This window comes from Agromyces sp. Y182, assembly GCF_059445385.1.
In genome coordinates this window covers 2608465-2623402 of sequence record NZ_JCAIUF010000001.1, presented here as the reverse complement: position 1 = coordinate 2623402, position 14938 = coordinate 2608465, and the positions used below count along the sequence as shown (strand labels likewise).

Below are 14938 nucleotides of genomic sequence, written 5' to 3'. Positions count from 1 at the left end.
ACGCCACGATCAACGACTCACGCATTCCACCGCCCGCAATCGATCCGCCAGTCGAGCCCAGGGGCTCGGCAACACCAGGAGGCGCCGGAACTTCTTGACGACCGTCGACGTACCGTTGTTGGTCGGCCCGACCAGCAAGAGGTTGAGCCTTCGCTGCCTGACCGGCCGGTCGAGAGCATGAGGGTGAGCACGGAGACGATCTACCAATGGGGTCTCGATACGCTCCTTCGTCGCTACTCGACCAGCGGGAGTGTTCGAGGCCCACTCGACCAACGTCATCGACGGATCGTCGGCCTGAGCACGCCCGCGGGGTCACCTCCCGTGACGAGCTCGACGAGCGCCTCGACCAGCCGGAACGGCGCGATCGCCACCAGTTGCACGAGCGCGAACGGACCCAGCCAGCCGAGCGAGAAGGTCAGCACGAGCACCACGCCGCCGAGCCTGCCCCACGCGAGCGCGGCGACCGCGACCACGACGAGCAGCACGAGCCACACGGGGTTCCAGAAGGCGGCGACGGATGCCCCGGCCACGACGATGCCGCCGAGCACCGCCTGCACAAGCAGCACGAGGCCGGCGGCACCGCCGAACTCCCGCTCCCGATCCGCGGAGATCCACGCCCACATGATCCAGGCGCGCAGCAGCGGCACCGCCTGCTCGCGGAGCGCGGTGCGGAAGACCCGGTCGTCTTCTCGGCGCTGCCGCAGTGCTGCCTGCCGGTCGCCGAGCCCCGCTGCGATCACCGATCTGGCGTCGTGCAGGAGCGCCGGCGCCGACTGGCGACCATAGCTCGCGATGAGCCCCCAGAGCGGCGTCGGCACCGACGCGAGATCCGAGTCGATGGGTGCGGCCCCGGCGGCGTCTCCCGCCGAGGCATCGTCGGCCGCGGCATCCTGAACCGGAACCTCGTAGCGCCCACCGCCGACCGGGTCGACGTACACGAACGGTGCGCGCACCTGGAAGCGGTGCCCGTCGGCGGGTCGCTGGGCGAGCAGCAACTCGTCGAGGGGCCGGCCGTCGGCGGTGAGGAATGGCATCGAGGTCTCCTTCGCTCCTGCCCATCCTGCCCCGACCCACCCGTGCCCGCGTGCCCGCAGCGTGACCGAGGCGTCAACCGAGCGTCAACCGAGCAGGAGCGCCACGATGATGAGCACCGGAACCGACCCGATCGTGGTGAGGAACACGGTGTCGCGCGCGACGACCTCGGCCGTGTCGTACCGCTGCGCGTAGTTGAACACGTTCTGGGCCGTCGGCAGCGCCGCGAGCACGGTCACCGCGTACAGCTCGATGCCGTCGAGCCCGAAGACGAAGCCGCCGACCACCCACGCGACGACGGGCATGGCGACGAGCTTCAGCGCGGTGGCGAACAGCACCTCGCGGCGGCCGCTTCCCGACTCGAACAATCGCTGCCCGTGCAGTGAGAGTCCGTAGGCGATCAGCATCAGCGGCACTGCCGCGTGGCCGATGAGCTCGATCGGCTCGAGCACGATCGGCGGCAGTTCGAGACCCGAGACCGAGACGAGCACGCCGGCCAGTGAGCCGACGATGATCGGGTTCGTGAGCGTCGTGCGCACGATCGCCCGGGCCGAGGTGTGGCCGTGCACGCGAGCACCGAGGATGGCGAGGGCCACCGGCGCGAACAACAGCAACTGCAGCAGCACGACCGGCGCCGAGTACGCGGCATCGCCGAGCATGTACACGGCGATCGGGATGCCGAAGTTGTTGCCGTTCACGTAGCCGGAGGCGAGCGAACCGATGACGGTGCGCTCGAGGCTGCGCCGCCACAGCAGCATCGCGACGAGGGCGAACACGACCATCATGGCGACCGCGGCGATCGCGGAGACCGGCAGCAGAGCAGAGAAGAGAGCGCCCACGTCGGCCGTCGCGAGCACCGAGAAGAGCAGGAACGGCGCCAGCACGTTGAAGTTCAGCCGGGCCAGGATCGGCTTCGCCTCGGGGCCGAGCACGCCGGTGCGTCCCGCGATCCAGCCGACGAACACGGCGAGCGCGATGACGGCGAAGCCGGTGAAGATCGCGATCATGCGCCGCGCCCGGGCTCGTCGGGTGGGTGCGGCGCGCTCATCGCGTTCGACGTTACTCCGTCCCGGTCCTTCCGCATTCCGCAGGCTTCGACCTAGGCTCGAAGCGCACGCCGAGTCGACGGGGGAAGACATGGTCGAAGCACGGGAGCAACCACAGCCGCACGAGCACGAGCAGGAGCAGGCGCACGAGCCGTCGGGCGGGCGCCGGCTCGCGGCATCCGTGCCCCTCGAGACCGTCGACGCGTGGTGGCGCGCGGCGAACTACCTCAGCGTCGGGCAGATCTACCTGATGGCGAACCCGCTGCTCGCCCGGCCGCTCGAGCCCGGCGACATCAAGCCCCGGCTGCTCGGCCACTGGGGCACCTCCCCCGGTCTCAACCTCGTCTACGCGCACCTCAACCGAGCGATCGTCGAGCGCGGCACCCCGACGATCTACGTCTGCGGGCCGGGGCACGGCGGCCCGGCGATGGTTGCCAACACGTGGCTCGACGGCACCTACTCCGAGCTGTTCCCGTCCGTGAGCGCCGACGCCGAGGGCATGCACCGGCTCTTCCGCCAGTTCTCGTTCCCGGGCGGCATTCCGTCGCACGCGGCTCCCGAGACGCCCGGCTCGATCAACGAGGGCGGCGAACTCGGCTACTCGCTCATGCACGCGTTCGGTGCGGCCCTCGACAACCCGGGGCTCGTCGTCGCGTGCGTCATCGGCGACGGCGAGGCCGAGACCGGCCCGCTCGCGGCGAGCTGGCGCGGCCACTCATTCCTGAACCCCGTGACGGATGGCGCGGTGCTGCCGATCCTGCACCTGAACGGCTTCAAGATCGCGAACCCGACCCTGCTGGCGCGCATCCCCGAGGCCGAGCTCGTCGACTTCTTCCGTGGTAACGGCTACGAACCGTTGCTCGTCACGGGCGGCTTCGACGGCGAAGACCCGCTGGCCGTGCACGGCCGCATGGCCGATGCGATCGACGTCGCCTACGAGCGCATCGCCGCCATCCGAGCGGATGCCGCGGCGGGCGCCTTCGCCGAGACCGCACCGCGCTGGCCGGCGATCGTGCTGCGCACTCCCAAGGGCTGGACCGGCCCCGGCATCGTCGACGGCGTGCAGGTCGAGGGCACGTTCCACGCCCACCAGGTGCCGCTCGCGGGCGTGCGAGAGAACCCGCAGCACCTCGCGATGCTCGAGGCGTGGCTGCGCTCCTACCGACCAGAGGAGCTCTTCGACGACGAGGGCCGCCCGGTCGCCGAGCTCGCCGCGGTGCGCCCCGACGGGGTGCTGCGCATGAGCGCGAACGAGAGCGCCCGCGTGAACGGCGGCATCGCACGCGCCATCGAGCTGCCGCCGTTCGACGAGCTCGCGGTCGACGTCGCCCCCGGCGAGCGCGGCGGCACCGGCGAGGCGACGACGGTCTTCGGCGCGTGGCTCGCCGAGGTGATGCGGGCCAACCCCGACGACTTCCGCCTCTTCGGCCCCGACGAGGTGGCCTCGAATCGGCTCACCGCCGTGTTCGAGGTCACCGACCGGGCGTGGGCCGAGGCGCTGCATCCGCTCGACGAGCACCTCGCCCGCTCGGGACGCGTGATCGAAGCGCTCAGCGAGCACCTCATGCAGGGCCTCCTCGAGGGCTACCTGCTCACCGGCCGCCACGGGCTCATCACGAGCTACGAAGCGTTCATCCACATCGTCGATTCGATGTTCAACCAGCACGCGAAGTGGCTCGAATCGGCGAGGCAAGTGCCGTGGCGCGGGGATGTCGCGAGCCTCAACTACCTGCTCTCGTCGCACGTGTGGCGGCAGGACCACAACGGCTTCTCGCACCAGGACCCCGGGTTCCTGAATGTCGTCGTCAACAAGCAGGCCGAGATCGTGCGCGTCTACCTGCCGCCCGACGCCAACACCCTGCTCGAGGTCATGCGACACGCCTTCGACACGCAGAACCGGGTCAACGTCGTCGTCGCAGGCAAGCAGCCGCAACCGCAGTGGCTCTCGCACGCCGAAGCGCGAGCGCACGTCGAGGCGGGTCTCGGCGTGTGGCAATGGGCGGGCAACGAACCCGGTTTCGGGCGAGCGGATGCCGCGGCATCCGTGCCCGACGTCGTCATCGCGTGCGCCGGCGACGTGCCGACCACCGAGGCGATCGCCGCGGCGCAGTTGCTGCGCGAGCGGCTGCCCGAGCTGCGAGTGCGGCTCGTGAACGTCGTCGATCTCATGCGGCTGCAGGATCCGTCGCACCACCCGCACGGACTGCCGGGCCGGGAGTTCGACGCGATCTTCACGCGGTCTGCGCCCGTGATCTTCGCGTTCCACGGCTACCCGTCGCTCATCCACCAGCTCGCCTATCGGCGCACGAACCACGCGAACCTGCACGTGCGAGGCTTCGTCGAGAAGGGCACGACGACGACGCCGTTCGACATGCTGCACCTGAACGACCTCGACCGGTACCGGCTCGCGCTCGACGTGCTGCACCGGGTGCCCGGGCTCGAAGGGCGGCCCGGCATCGCCGAGATCGCCGACGAATGGCACGCCGCTCGTGCGGCCGCACGCGAGCACGCGTACGCGCACGGAGAGGACCCTGCATGGATCACCGGCTGGCGGTTCGCCGTCACTCCCCGACCCGTCACTCCCCGACCCGTCACTCCGGGATAGTCGTCGTCGCCCCGCGACGACGATGGGCGCCCGGTTGCCCGGACGCCCATCGTCACACCCTCGGTCGTTACGCGGCGCAGCCCCAGACGTACGAGCCGTTGTAGTACACCGGGTGCATCTCCTTACCGGTGCACGGTCCGCAGTCCTCGTCGCGCGGCGCGGCGGGCAGACCCGGGTAGTACTCGGCGGTGTACGGGTCGGCGGCGGCCTGGCCGCCCCCGGTCGACTCTGCGGAACCCGGCGTCACCGCGGCATCCGAGTCGCCCGACCATGAGCCGGAATCATCGGCGGCCTGCTCGGCCGCCACTCGCGCGGATTCGGCGGCTTCCGCAGCTGCCGCCTCGGCGGCGAGCTGCGCGGCGACCGCTTCACGGTGAGCGGTGAGGGCCGTCGTCACCGCGCCCTGTTCGGCGCGCAACGATGCGATCGCCGCGGTGATCGCGGCGACGGAGCCGCCGGTGCCGACCTCGGTGTTGAGGCCGTCGCGCAGCGACACGAGCGTGGCGACGCCCTCGGCGCCGAGCTCGGCGCCCGCCTCGCCGATGATGCCCTGCACGCCGGCGACTGCTCCGGCAGCGAGGCTCGATGCCGCGGCATCCCTGAGTCCGTTGATGTCCACACCGGCAGCACCGATGCCGACGCGGTCGCCGACTTGCGCGACCGCGATCTCCTTCGCTCGCGTGAGGTCGGCGGCCGCCTGCGCGCTCTGCGCCTGGTTCGCGACGCCGAGCGTGACGACGATCAGCCCTGCGAATGCGAGTCCGAGCATCCGGTTCACCCGGCTGCGGCTCGGAACTGCCTTCGGATGGAGCGCTGCCGCCCCGCCGTGGCCGAACGCCGTGACACGTTGAGTATTCATTCGAGTCCTTCCTTCGTACGAACCGATGATTCGGATCTGCACCCGTCGTTTCGACGGCTGAAGGAGGGAGATGTGGCGACCCTCGTATGTTCGAGTGGTGCACCGAGCGAGCCTTCGCCCCCGCGATGCACCGATGTCGTCACTGTCAGCCCCCCGCTAACAACACACTCGTGCAGCGTATCGACGTTGAGCCTCGTTTGGGGGGAGTTCTCGCATTTTCGGTGCGGAACGCTCGCCGCGGTAGGGTCTCCGGGTGCCGATCACGACCATCTCCCGCGCCCGCTGGTCGCTCATGGCCCAGTTCACCCTCTTCGGGCTCATCATGGCGTCGTGGACGAGCCGAATGCCCTCGGTGCGCGAGTCCCTCGATATCACCTCGCTGCAGCTCGGCTCGCTCCTCATCATCGGCGGCATCGGCTCGCTCATCGGCGGACTCACCGTCGGCGCGATCGTCGCCCGATTCGGCAGCCGCAACACCCTCATCGCCGGCACGGTCGGCAACGTGATCGGCTTCGGCCTCGACGCCGCCGGACTCATCGGATGGGGACTGCCGCTGTTCATCGTCGGCATGTTCGTCAACGGGCTCTGCGGCGGCCTCATCAACGTGCCCATCAACATCAACGCGGCGTCCGTCGAACAGCGACTCGGCCGCAACATCCTGCCGCACTTCCACGCCGCGTTCTCGATCGGCGCGGCCGGCGGCGCCCTCGTCGGCGCGGCATTCGCCTTCGCCGGCGTGCACATCGCGCTGCAGATCGTCATCGTCACCGCCGTCGTCACGGCGGTACGGCTCTGGCTGATCCCGCCGTCGACGGCGCTCACGACGCGAGCGGCGATCACGACGAAGACCGGCTCGGTCGACGCGCACGAGACAGGCGCCCGCAATCGGCGGGCGGTGCGCTCAGCGCTCGGGGCGTGGCTCGAACCGCGCACGCTGCTGCTCGGCGTCGTGCTCCTCGCCGCGTCGCTCGCCGAGGGCTCGGCGAACACCTGGCTCTCGCTCGCGGTCGTCGACGGCTTCGAGGCAGCCGAGGCGACCGGCGCGATCGCCTACGGCACCTTCGTCGGCGCGATGACCGTGTTCCGCTTTCTCGGCACCCGACTCATCGACCGCTTCGGCAGGGTCGTCGTGCTGCGCGCGTCCGGGGCATCCGCCCTCGTGGGTCTCGCGCTCTTCGTGTTCGGCCCGAACCTCGCCGTGGCCTGGATCGGCATCGTGCTCTGGGGCTGCGGCGCGGCCCTCGGCAACCCGATCGCGATCTCTGCGGCATCCGACGACCCCTCGAGGGCCGGCCAGCGCGTCTCGGTGGTCACGTCGTTCTCGACGATCTCCTCGCTCGCAGCGCCGCCGTTGCTCGGCCTCCTCGCCGACACCGTCGGGGCCCGCCACGCCCTGCTCGTGATCGGCGCGGTCATGCTCGTGAGCCTCGCCGTCGCCGGCCAGGTGCGCAAGCGGCCCGCCGAGGTTGCCGGCGTGGCCGACGGCACTCGCGTTGCCGGCGTTGCCGGCGTCACCGACGTCACTCGCGTTGCCGGCGTCGCTGGCGTGGCCGACGGCACCGATGTGGCTGGCGTCACCGACGTCACCGACGTCACCGACGCCGCTGTCGTCGAGGGTGCCGCTCGCTGAGGCCTGGCCGGCGGCGGGCGACTACCAGCGCGCGTGCACCGAGTCGCGGATGTCGCGGTCGTAGAGCTCGCGCACGGCGGCATCCACCGTGGGGGGCAGCTGCAGTGACCCTGCCGCCGCGTTGTCACGCGCCTGCTGGGGTGAGCGCGCGCCCGGAATCACCGAGCTCACGCCCGGCTGGGCCGCGACCCAGGCGAGAGCGACCTGGGCCGCCGAGGCATCCGGAACCGCGTCGCGCGCGATAGCGGTGAACTCCGCGGCCGCACGCACGCCGGTCTCGTAGCCGACCCCCGAGAAGGTCTCGCCGACATCGAACGACTCGCCATGGCGGTTGAAGTTGCGGTGGTCGTTCGCCGCGAAGATCGTGTCGCTCGTATAGCGCCCCGAGAGCAGCCCGCTCGCGAGGGGCACCCGGGCGATGATGCCGACGCCGGCGGCCGCGGCGGCGGGCAGCACCTCGTCGAGCGGCTTCAGCCGGAACGCGTTCAGGATGATCTGCACGGATGCCACGTGCGGACGCGCGATCGCGGCGAGCGCCTCGTCGACCCGCTCGACGCTGACGCCGTAGGCGGCGATCACCCCCTCGTCGACGAGGATGTCGAGGGCGGTGTAGACCTCGTCATCGGAGTACACCGAGCTCGGCGGGCAGTGCAGCTGCACGAGGTCGAGAGTCTCGACGCCGAGGTTCGCGCGCGAGCGGTCGGTCCACTCCCGGAAGTTCGCGAGGGAGTAGTTGGCGTGCTGCTGCGGCATCCGTCGCCCCATCTTCGTGGCGACCGTCACGCCCGAGTCGGGGTTCGCGCGCAGCCACGTGCCGATGAGCGATTCACTGCGGCCGTCACCGTAGACGTCGGCGGTGTCGAAGAAGGTGACGCCCGATTCGTACGCCGCGTCGAGCACGGCGAGCGCGTCGGCCTCGTCGACCTCACCCCAGTCGGCCCCGAGCTGCCAGGTGCCGAGGCCGATGACGGAGACGGTGCGGCCGGTGCGGCCGAGGGTGCGAGTCTGCATGATGCTCCAGAGGTGGGGTCGCAAGCGGGATGTCGCGGGCGGCACTGTTGCCCGGCACGAGCCTACCGCCGCGGCATCGCCACCGCTCGGCCGCTCACGACGATGCCGCCATGCAACGGGATGTCGACGGTCAGTTCGCCCGGACGCCCGACATGGCGGCCCTGCTCGATCACGATGCGAGCGGGCGGGTCGACGAGGCCGAGGCCGCGCAGGTAGCCGCCGACGGATGCCGCGGCGGACCCCGTCGCCGGATCCTCCGTGATGCGCCCGACCGGGAAGAGGTTGCGTGCTTCGAATCGGCGCGGGGATCCGGTCTCGTCGAGCGGGTGCAGCACCGTGATGGTCCCCTGCCACCCTTGCGAGTCCATGAACGCGCGCACGGCCGTGGGTTCGAAGCGGAACCCGTCGAAGATCGCGGCGTCGGCGATGACGAGCACGGGGTGCCAGTTGCCGGCGAAGGCCAGCATCGGCCGGTAGCGGTCGGCGATGGCGGTGCGGTCGAGTGAGAGCAGGTCGAGCAGCGCGTCGAGCACGAACTCGCCGATCGGGGCGAGCCGGGTGTCGACGCTCGTGAACGCGGCGCGAACACCGCGGCCGAGTTCTGGGGCGGAGCTCGTCTCGATCGCGGGCTCGCCGGCGGAGCTCGTCTCGATCGCGGGCTCGCCGGCGGAGCTCGTCTCGATCGCGATCTCGCCGACCGGCGTGGCGAAGCGCACGAGGCCGGTCTCGCCGGAGCGCTCGGCGAGCGCGACCGCCGTCGCGATCGTGGCGTGGCCGCAGAATGGCACCTCGGCGATCGGCGAGAAGTACCGCACCACGTGTGCGTCTCCGTCGCGACCCGTGATGAAGGCCGTCTCAGCGAAGTCGATCTCGGTCGCGATGCGCTGCATCGCCGCGGCATCGAGGGACGACGCGTCGAGCACGACGCCCGCAGGGTTCCCGCCTGCGGGATCGTCGGTGAAGGCCGCATAGTGGAGGATCTCGGGCGTCTCGGTCATCGTTCGATCGTCGCATGGGTGCGGGAGGGTGCTGGCACACTGGGCGGATGACGACCAAGTTCGACCCGAAACGCGAGATTCCGAGTTACCGCGCCCGCGCCGGGAGGTTCGAGTTCGTCGATGTGCCCGAGCTCGCGTACTGCATGATCGACGGGCACGGCGACCCCAACAGCGCTCCCGAGTATGCGGCGGCGGTCGAGGCGCTCTATGCCGTGTCGTTCGCGGCGAAGTTTCGGAGCAAGCGCGAGCTCGAACGCGACTACGTCGTCGGGCCGCTCGAGGGCCTCTGGAGCGCCGACGATCCCGCCACCTTCATCACGCGCGAGAAGTCGGCCTGGTCGTGGACGATGATGATCTGGCAGCCCGACTGGATGACGGCCGAACTCGTGGCCGAGGTGACGGCGACGGCCACGGCGAAGGCGCCCGCCGCCGAGCTCGTGCGCTTCGAACGACTCGCCGAGGGCCGCTCGGTGCAGACACTGCATCTCGGCTCCTACGACGACGAGGGGCCGACGCTCGCCCGCCTGCACGAGGAGTTCATGCCCGAGCACGGGCTGCGGTTCAACGGCCGCCACCACGAGGTCTATCTCGGCGATCCGCGGCGTACCGCGCCTGAGAAGCTGCGCACGATTCTGCGGCAGCCGGTCGCGCCGCGCTCATGAACTATTCCGGGGGTGCATTTCCGCCAGATCGAGCCCGCTGGTCGCGGATTCTGACGGGAATGCACCCCCGCAACGAAATGGTGCAGGTGCACGAGATGGTGCAGTGCACGAGATGGTGCGGGCGCACGAGATGGTGCAGTGCACGAGATGGTGCGGGCGCACGAGATGGTGCGGGTTCAGAGCTCTTGCTCGGCGCCGAACCGCTGCCGCGCCTCGACCGGGATGAGCGGGGTCACCCCGCGAACCTTGAGCTGCTGCACAGCCCACGTGTTGCCGTCGGGGTCGGTGAAGCCGAAGAAGGTGCCGCCGTCGCGTTCGTCGATGACGGAGATCTCGCTCACCTCGACGCCGCGGTCGACGAGCTCGGCGTGAGCGACCGAGGCATCGGCGACGACGAGCTGCACGCCGTGCAGCGAGCCGGGTGCCATGTCGCGCTGCGTCGGCAGCGTGCCGATCACGATCGAGCAGCCCGAGCCGCGCGGGGTGAGCTGTGCGACGTGCATGTACTCGTTCTTGGTGTGGTGGTCGAGGTCGAACCCGACCTGGTCGCGGTAGAACGCGATCGATCGGTCGAGGTCGCTCACCGGCACGATGATGACTTCCAGTGTCCAGTCCATGAGGTGCTCCGTTCGGTGGGGTGTTCGTGCGTGTTCCGCCATGAGCCTGCGGGGCGGATGCCGCGGACGAGTGTTCGGCCCGCGGCATCCGCTCACTCAGGCGGCGAGGATGCCGTCGAGGCGCTCGTAGCCCTCGCGCACGCCGTGCTCCATGTTCGACGCCACCATGCCGTCGCGAGACTCGAGGCTCGGGTAGGTGGAGTGGATGCGGATGCGCGAACGGCCGCCACCGAGGTCTTCGAACGTCATCGCCTCGATGGCCACGACGTCGGGGTAGCCCTCGAATTCGAAGGTCTGGATCGCGAACTCGTTCTCGCGCACGGAGTGGAAGGTGCCGTTGAACCGGTAGGACTCGCCCTCGGGGTTGGTGTGCACGTAGCGGTAACCACCCTGGGGCACGAAGTCCCAGCGCTCGATCGCCATGTCGTACCCGTTCGGACCGAGCCACTGCTTGACGAGCGCCGGGTCGCGGTGCGCGTTGAACACGGCCGCGACGGGTGCGTCGAACTCGCGCTCGATCTCGATGAAGGGCAGCCCTTCGGGGGCGGTGATGGTGACGGGGTTCGTCATTGTCCTGTCTCTTTCGTGTCGGTGCCGGCGGGTGCGCCGACAGCGGGGGTGTCACTGGTGTCGCCGTGATTCTCGATCTGCACATCGAGGGCGACGGATGCCGCGGCGTCTGCGCCGCGGTCGGTGGCGAGCAGCGCATCCAATGCGCGGAACTGCTGCTCGTGGATCAGCCGGTAGCGGTCGATCCACGCGGTGAGGGCTTCGAGCTGGGCCGCGTCGAGGTGCACGGGTCGGCGTTGCGCGTCACGCGTTCTGGTGACGAGCCCCGCATGCTCGAGCACCTGGATGTGCTTCGAGACGGCCTGCTTGGTGATCGCGAACGGTTCGGCGAGCTCGTTGACCGTGGCCGGCCCGCGGCTCAGTCGGGCGATGATGCCGCGGCGCACCGGGTCGGCCAGTGCCATGAAGGCCCGGTCGAGGCGGTCGTCTGCGCTCGGATCGACGATCATCACCCACTCCTTTCTCAACCATTCTCTTGATCAACCATTTGATTGATTACAAGCTACGCCGAGTGGATGCCGCTGTCAACACCTCTCCCCGGGCAGTTCCCATGCCAGCCGCCCACGTGCACCGAGGGGCGCGAGCGTCGTCTTGATGCTCGGCAACGTTCACCATCGCGGGGTTGCGGCACGTGCGGCGAGGGGGCAGCATCGCCCCGAGAGACACATCGAGAAGGGTCGCATCATGGTCACGCTCAACCCGTACCTCAGCTTCAACGGCAATGCGAAGGAGGCGCTGGACTTCTACCACTCGCTGTTCGGAGGCGAGCTCACCACGAGTACTTTCGCCGAGTTCGGCCAGGCCGAAGACCCCGCTGACGCCGACAGGATCATGCACGGCCAACTCGAAGGAGCCGGAGGCATCGTGCTGATGGGCGCGGACACTCCGACCTCCACGGGCGATCCGGGCACCGGCGGGCCGATCTCGGTCTCACTGTCGGGCGGCGCCGACGATGACGCGACGCTGCGCGGATACTGGGGGCAGCTCCTCGCGAACGGCACGCAGATCGTTCCGCTCGAGGTCGCGCCGTGGGGCGACGCGTTCGGCATGTGCACCGACCGCTACGGCGTCACCTGGCTCGTGAACATCTCCGGCAGCGCGGCCTGATCCGACGGCGGCCCCCGCAGCCGTCGACGCCGCCGGCCGGGAGGAGATCGCACGATCGGGAGGACCGCGGCGGGCGGATCGCTCCTCCCCGCCTCACGTTCTCCTCCGAAGCGGGCCGAGTGTTCAGCCGACAGCAGCGGGCAGCGCCGCCCCGTGCAGCGCCTCGACCACGGGCGCGAGTTCGGGCTGCTCCCCGGCCTCGGCGAGGACGCGCTCGAGCGTTTCATCGTGGATCGGACGCGCCCGTTCGTAGAGCGCCTGCCCGGCGGCCGTGAGCTCGGTGTAGATGCCGCGCCGGTCATCGGCGCAGAGGATACGGGTGAGCAGCGCGCGGTCTTCGAGGCGGTTCACGAGGCGCGTCGTCGCGCTCGGGCTGAGTGCGGCCGCGCGAGCGAGCTGCTGCATGCGCATGTGCCAGCCGTCTTGCCGGTTGAGCGCGTCGAGCACGGTGTACTCGACGACCGAGAGCTCGACGGATGCCGCGAGCGCACGTTCGAGCTCGGTTTCGATGAGTCCGTGCAGTGCAGCCAGCGTGCGCCACCCCTGAGCGCGCACCTCGACCGCGTCGTCGGCGATGCCCATTTCTCCTCCTCGGTCGAGATAGTTGCTTGCGCTTTCTATTTGCGTGTGCAAACATTAACGGCCGCTTGCGCAATAGTGCGCGTCTGCAACTAATTGATCAGTGTAACAGGAGAACCACGAATGCCCCTCGGTCTCATCGCCCTCGCCATCGGGGGCTTCGGCATCGGACTCACCGAGTTCGTCATCATGGGCCTCCTCCCCGAGGTCGCCGCCGACTTCGGGGTCACCGAGGCCGCCGCCGGTTGGCTCATCTCGGGCTACGCACTCGCGGTCGTCGTCGGTGCCCTCGGCCTGACGGCGGCCACGACGCGGCTCCCCCGCAAACCGGTACTCATGGGATTGCTCGTACTCTTCATCGCCGGCAACGCCGTCTCGGCCATCGCCCCCACCTACGAGCTCATGATGACCGGCCGCGTGATCGCCGCCCTCTGCCACGGCGCGTTCTTCGGCATCGGCTCGGTGGTCGCCGCGGGCCTCGTCGCCCCCGAGAAGGCCGCCGGCGCCATCGCGATCATGTTCACCGGCCTCACCGCAGCGAACGTGCTCGGCGTGCCCTTCGGCACCTTTCTCGGCCAGGAGTTCGGCTGGCGCTCGACGTTCTGGGCGATCTCGGTGATCGGCGTGTTCGCGTTCATCGGCATCGCGACCCTCGTACCGAGCGCCCGCGCCGCGGCATCCGATGGACCGCCGCCGAGCCTGCGCCGCGAGCTCACCGCGTTCCGCTCCGGCCAGGTGTGGCTCTCGCTCACCGTCACCGTGCTCGGCTTCGGCGGCATGTTCGGCGCCTTCACCTACATCGCGTACACGCTCACCGAGGTCAGCGGTTTCGCCTCGAGCGCGGTGCCGTGGCTCCTCGTGCTGTTCGGCGCGGGCCTCGTCGTCGGCAACTGGATCGGCGGACGCCTCGCCGACCGCTCGATCGACGGCACCCTGCTCGGCTTCATCGCGGCCCTGGTCGTCGTGCTGACGCTCTTCGCCTGGCTCGCCGCGAGCCCGATCGCAACGATCGTGCTGCTCGTCGCCATGGGCGGGTTCGGCTTCGGTACGGTGCCCGCCCTGCAGAGCCGCGTGATGCGCTACGCCGACCACGCCCCCACGCTCGCCTCGGGCGCGAACATCGCCGCCTTCAACCTCGGCAACGCGCTCGGCGCCTGGGCAGGCGGCGTCACCATCGCAGCGGGCCTCGGCTACACCTCGCCCATCTGGGTGGGCGCGGTCATCACCGCCGCCGCACTCCTCGTCATGGTCGTCGCCGCGGCGACCGCACGGCGCCGCCCCCGAGCGGATGGCCCGGCGCCCGCGCGCCTCGACGATACCCGCGCCGCGGCATCCGTCGCCTGATCGTTCTGCAGGCCGAGCCTGTCGAGACCCGCACCACCACCTGACCCACCAGCACCAGCACCAGCACCAGCACCAGAGAACAGGAACCAGCAATGAGCAGCATCCTCATGATCGTCACCGGCGCGACCTCGCTCACGATGAAGGACGGTTCGGAGCATCCGACCGGCTTCTGGGCCGAAGAACTCGTGACCGCGCACCGCGATCTCGTCGCGGCCGGTCACAGGGTCACCATCGCGACGCCGGGCGGCGTCACCCCGACCGTCGACGCGGGCAGCCTCGACCCGTCGCAGACCGGAGGTGAGGCCCCGGCCCGCGAGCTCGCCGACTACCTCGCCCTCATCGCCGGCGAACTCGCTGCCGCCGTTCCGGTCGCCGATGTCGACGCGGCCGACTACGCCGCGATCGTGCTGCCCGGCGGCCACGGACCCATGACCGACCTCGCGTTCGACCCGAACGTCGGCCGGGTGCTCGTTGCCGCGAACGACGCGGGCACCATCGTCGCGCCGTTCTGCCACGGGCCGGCCGCCCTGCTCTCGGCGAAGCTCGCCGACGGCTCGAACGCGTTCGCCGGCCGCACCCTCACCGTCTTCACCGACGAGGAGGAGCGCACCGGCGGCACAGGCGAGAACACGCCGTGGTGGGTCGAGTCGGCCCTTCGCGATGCCGGTGCCGTGATCGACTCCGCCGCTCCGTGGATCGACCACACCGTCGTCGACGGCAACCTCATCACCGGGCAGAACCCGCAGTCGAGCGCGTCAGTCGCACGCCGCGTCATCGAGGCGCTCGGCGCCTGAGTGCGCTCCGCCGGTGAGCGGATGCCGCGGCGCGGTGCCCCTCGAATGGCACCGCGCTACGACATCCGGCGGTCGGCGTTCTCG

The 14938-nt window shown here is 70.1% G+C and carries 16 protein-coding genes; 6 read left to right on the top strand and 10 right to left on the bottom strand.

Annotation, left to right across the window (positions count from 1 at the left end; genetic code table 11):
* Nucleotides 1-9 precede the first annotated feature (9 nt).
* The 3 genes from AC1C2R_RS12055 to AC1C2R_RS12045 all read right to left on the bottom strand — a co-directional run bounded on the left by AC1C2R_RS12055 (nucleotide 10) and on the right by AC1C2R_RS12045 (nucleotide 2039).
* Nucleotides 10-279: a TniB family NTP-binding protein gene (locus AC1C2R_RS12055; RefSeq protein WP_495352731.1), complete on the bottom strand. Its 270-nt coding sequence runs from the start codon at nucleotides 277-279 to the stop codon at nucleotides 10-12.
* Nucleotides 276-1034: a DUF1353 domain-containing protein gene (locus AC1C2R_RS12050; RefSeq protein ID WP_495352730.1), complete on the bottom strand. Its 759-nt coding sequence runs from the start codon at nucleotides 1032-1034 to the stop codon at nucleotides 276-278. The genes AC1C2R_RS12055 and AC1C2R_RS12050 overlap by 4 nt, the downstream gene beginning before the upstream one ends.
* 84 nt (nucleotides 1035-1118) lie before the next feature.
* Entirely contained in the window at nucleotides 1119-2039 is a 921-nt protein-coding gene (locus AC1C2R_RS12045) for an AEC family transporter (RefSeq protein WP_495352729.1), read from the bottom strand.
* A 130-nt stretch (nucleotides 2040-2169) separates the two neighbouring features.
* On the opposite strand from AC1C2R_RS12045, the gene AC1C2R_RS12040 reads away from it, so the two are divergent.
* Nucleotides 2170-4683 (top strand): phosphoketolase family protein, encoded by a 2514-nt coding sequence (locus tag AC1C2R_RS12040; protein WP_495380084.1) that lies wholly within the window; start codon nucleotides 2170-2172, stop codon nucleotides 4681-4683.
* A 67-nt stretch (nucleotides 4684-4750) separates the two neighbouring features.
* Here AC1C2R_RS12040 and AC1C2R_RS12035 read toward each other — a convergent pair whose 3' ends face one another.
* Nucleotides 4751-5542, bottom strand: coding sequence for a hypothetical protein (locus tag AC1C2R_RS12035; RefSeq protein ID WP_495380083.1), 792 nt, complete (start codon nucleotides 5540-5542; stop codon nucleotides 4751-4753).
* 253 nt (nucleotides 5543-5795) lie between these two features.
* Here AC1C2R_RS12035 and AC1C2R_RS12030 point away from each other — a divergent pair, with 253 nt between their 5' ends.
* Complete coding sequence (locus tag AC1C2R_RS12030; RefSeq protein WP_495380082.1) at nucleotides 5796-7172, top strand: MFS transporter; 1377 nt, start codon at nucleotides 5796-5798, stop codon at nucleotides 7170-7172.
* 21 nt (nucleotides 7173-7193) lie between these two features.
* Here the strand turns inward: AC1C2R_RS12030 and AC1C2R_RS12025 are convergent, their stop codons facing one another.
* Together AC1C2R_RS12025 and AC1C2R_RS12020 are read right to left on the bottom strand one after the other, a co-directional pair.
* On the bottom strand, nucleotides 7194-8183 hold the full coding sequence (locus AC1C2R_RS12025) for an aldo/keto reductase (RefSeq protein ID WP_495380081.1): 990 nt from the start codon (nucleotides 8181-8183) through the stop codon (nucleotides 7194-7196).
* Nucleotides 8184-8245: 62 nt separating this feature from the next.
* Nucleotides 8246-9181, bottom strand: a complete 936-nt coding sequence (locus AC1C2R_RS12020) for a PhzF family phenazine biosynthesis protein (RefSeq protein ID WP_495380080.1) — start codon at nucleotides 9179-9181, stop codon at nucleotides 8246-8248.
* 47 nt (nucleotides 9182-9228) lie between these two features.
* On the opposite strand from AC1C2R_RS12020, the gene AC1C2R_RS12015 reads away from it, so the two are divergent.
* The gene (locus AC1C2R_RS12015; RefSeq protein WP_495380079.1) at nucleotides 9229-9843 is read left to right on the top strand and encodes a GyrI-like domain-containing protein; all 615 of its coding nucleotides are present in this window, start codon (nucleotides 9229-9231) and stop codon (nucleotides 9841-9843) included.
* Nucleotides 9844-10019: 176 nt separating this feature from the next.
* Here AC1C2R_RS12015 and AC1C2R_RS12010 read toward each other — a convergent pair whose 3' ends face one another.
* From AC1C2R_RS12010 to AC1C2R_RS12000, 3 genes are all read right to left on the bottom strand, one after another.
* Entirely contained in the window at nucleotides 10020-10460 is a 441-nt protein-coding gene (locus AC1C2R_RS12010) for a VOC family protein (RefSeq protein ID WP_495352722.1), read from the bottom strand.
* A 96-nt stretch (nucleotides 10461-10556) separates the two neighbouring features.
* A complete protein-coding gene (locus AC1C2R_RS12005; RefSeq protein ID WP_495380078.1) occupies nucleotides 10557-11030 on the bottom strand; it encodes an SRPBCC family protein in 474 nt (157 codons plus the stop codon).
* Nucleotides 11027-11479 carry an ArsR/SmtB family transcription factor gene (locus AC1C2R_RS12000; RefSeq protein ID WP_495352720.1) on the bottom strand — a complete coding sequence of 151 codons (453 nt, stop codon included), beginning with the start codon at nucleotides 11477-11479 and terminating at the stop codon, nucleotides 11027-11029. Before AC1C2R_RS12000 ends, AC1C2R_RS12005 begins: the two co-directional genes overlap by 4 nt.
* A 235-nt stretch (nucleotides 11480-11714) precedes the next feature.
* Here AC1C2R_RS12000 and AC1C2R_RS11995 point away from each other — a divergent pair, with 235 nt between their 5' ends.
* Complete coding sequence (locus AC1C2R_RS11995; RefSeq protein ID WP_495380077.1) at nucleotides 11715-12137, top strand: VOC family protein; 423 nt, start codon at nucleotides 11715-11717, stop codon at nucleotides 12135-12137.
* A 123-nt stretch (nucleotides 12138-12260) separates the two neighbouring features.
* Here the strand turns inward: AC1C2R_RS11995 and AC1C2R_RS11990 are convergent, their stop codons facing one another.
* Complete coding sequence (locus AC1C2R_RS11990; RefSeq protein WP_495352718.1) at nucleotides 12261-12719, bottom strand: MarR family winged helix-turn-helix transcriptional regulator; 459 nt, start codon at nucleotides 12717-12719, stop codon at nucleotides 12261-12263.
* 120 nt (nucleotides 12720-12839) lie between these two features.
* Here AC1C2R_RS11990 and AC1C2R_RS11985 point away from each other — a divergent pair, with 120 nt between their 5' ends.
* Both AC1C2R_RS11985 and AC1C2R_RS11980 read left to right on the top strand, forming a co-directional pair.
* Complete coding sequence (locus tag AC1C2R_RS11985) at nucleotides 12840-14060, top strand: MFS transporter (RefSeq protein ID WP_495380076.1); 1221 nt, start codon at nucleotides 12840-12842, stop codon at nucleotides 14058-14060.
* A gap of 92 nt (nucleotides 14061-14152) precedes the next feature.
* Nucleotides 14153-14854: a type 1 glutamine amidotransferase domain-containing protein gene (locus tag AC1C2R_RS11980; protein WP_495380075.1), complete on the top strand. Its 702-nt coding sequence runs from the start codon at nucleotides 14153-14155 to the stop codon at nucleotides 14852-14854.
* The last annotated feature ends 84 nt before the right edge of the window (nucleotides 14855-14938 follow it).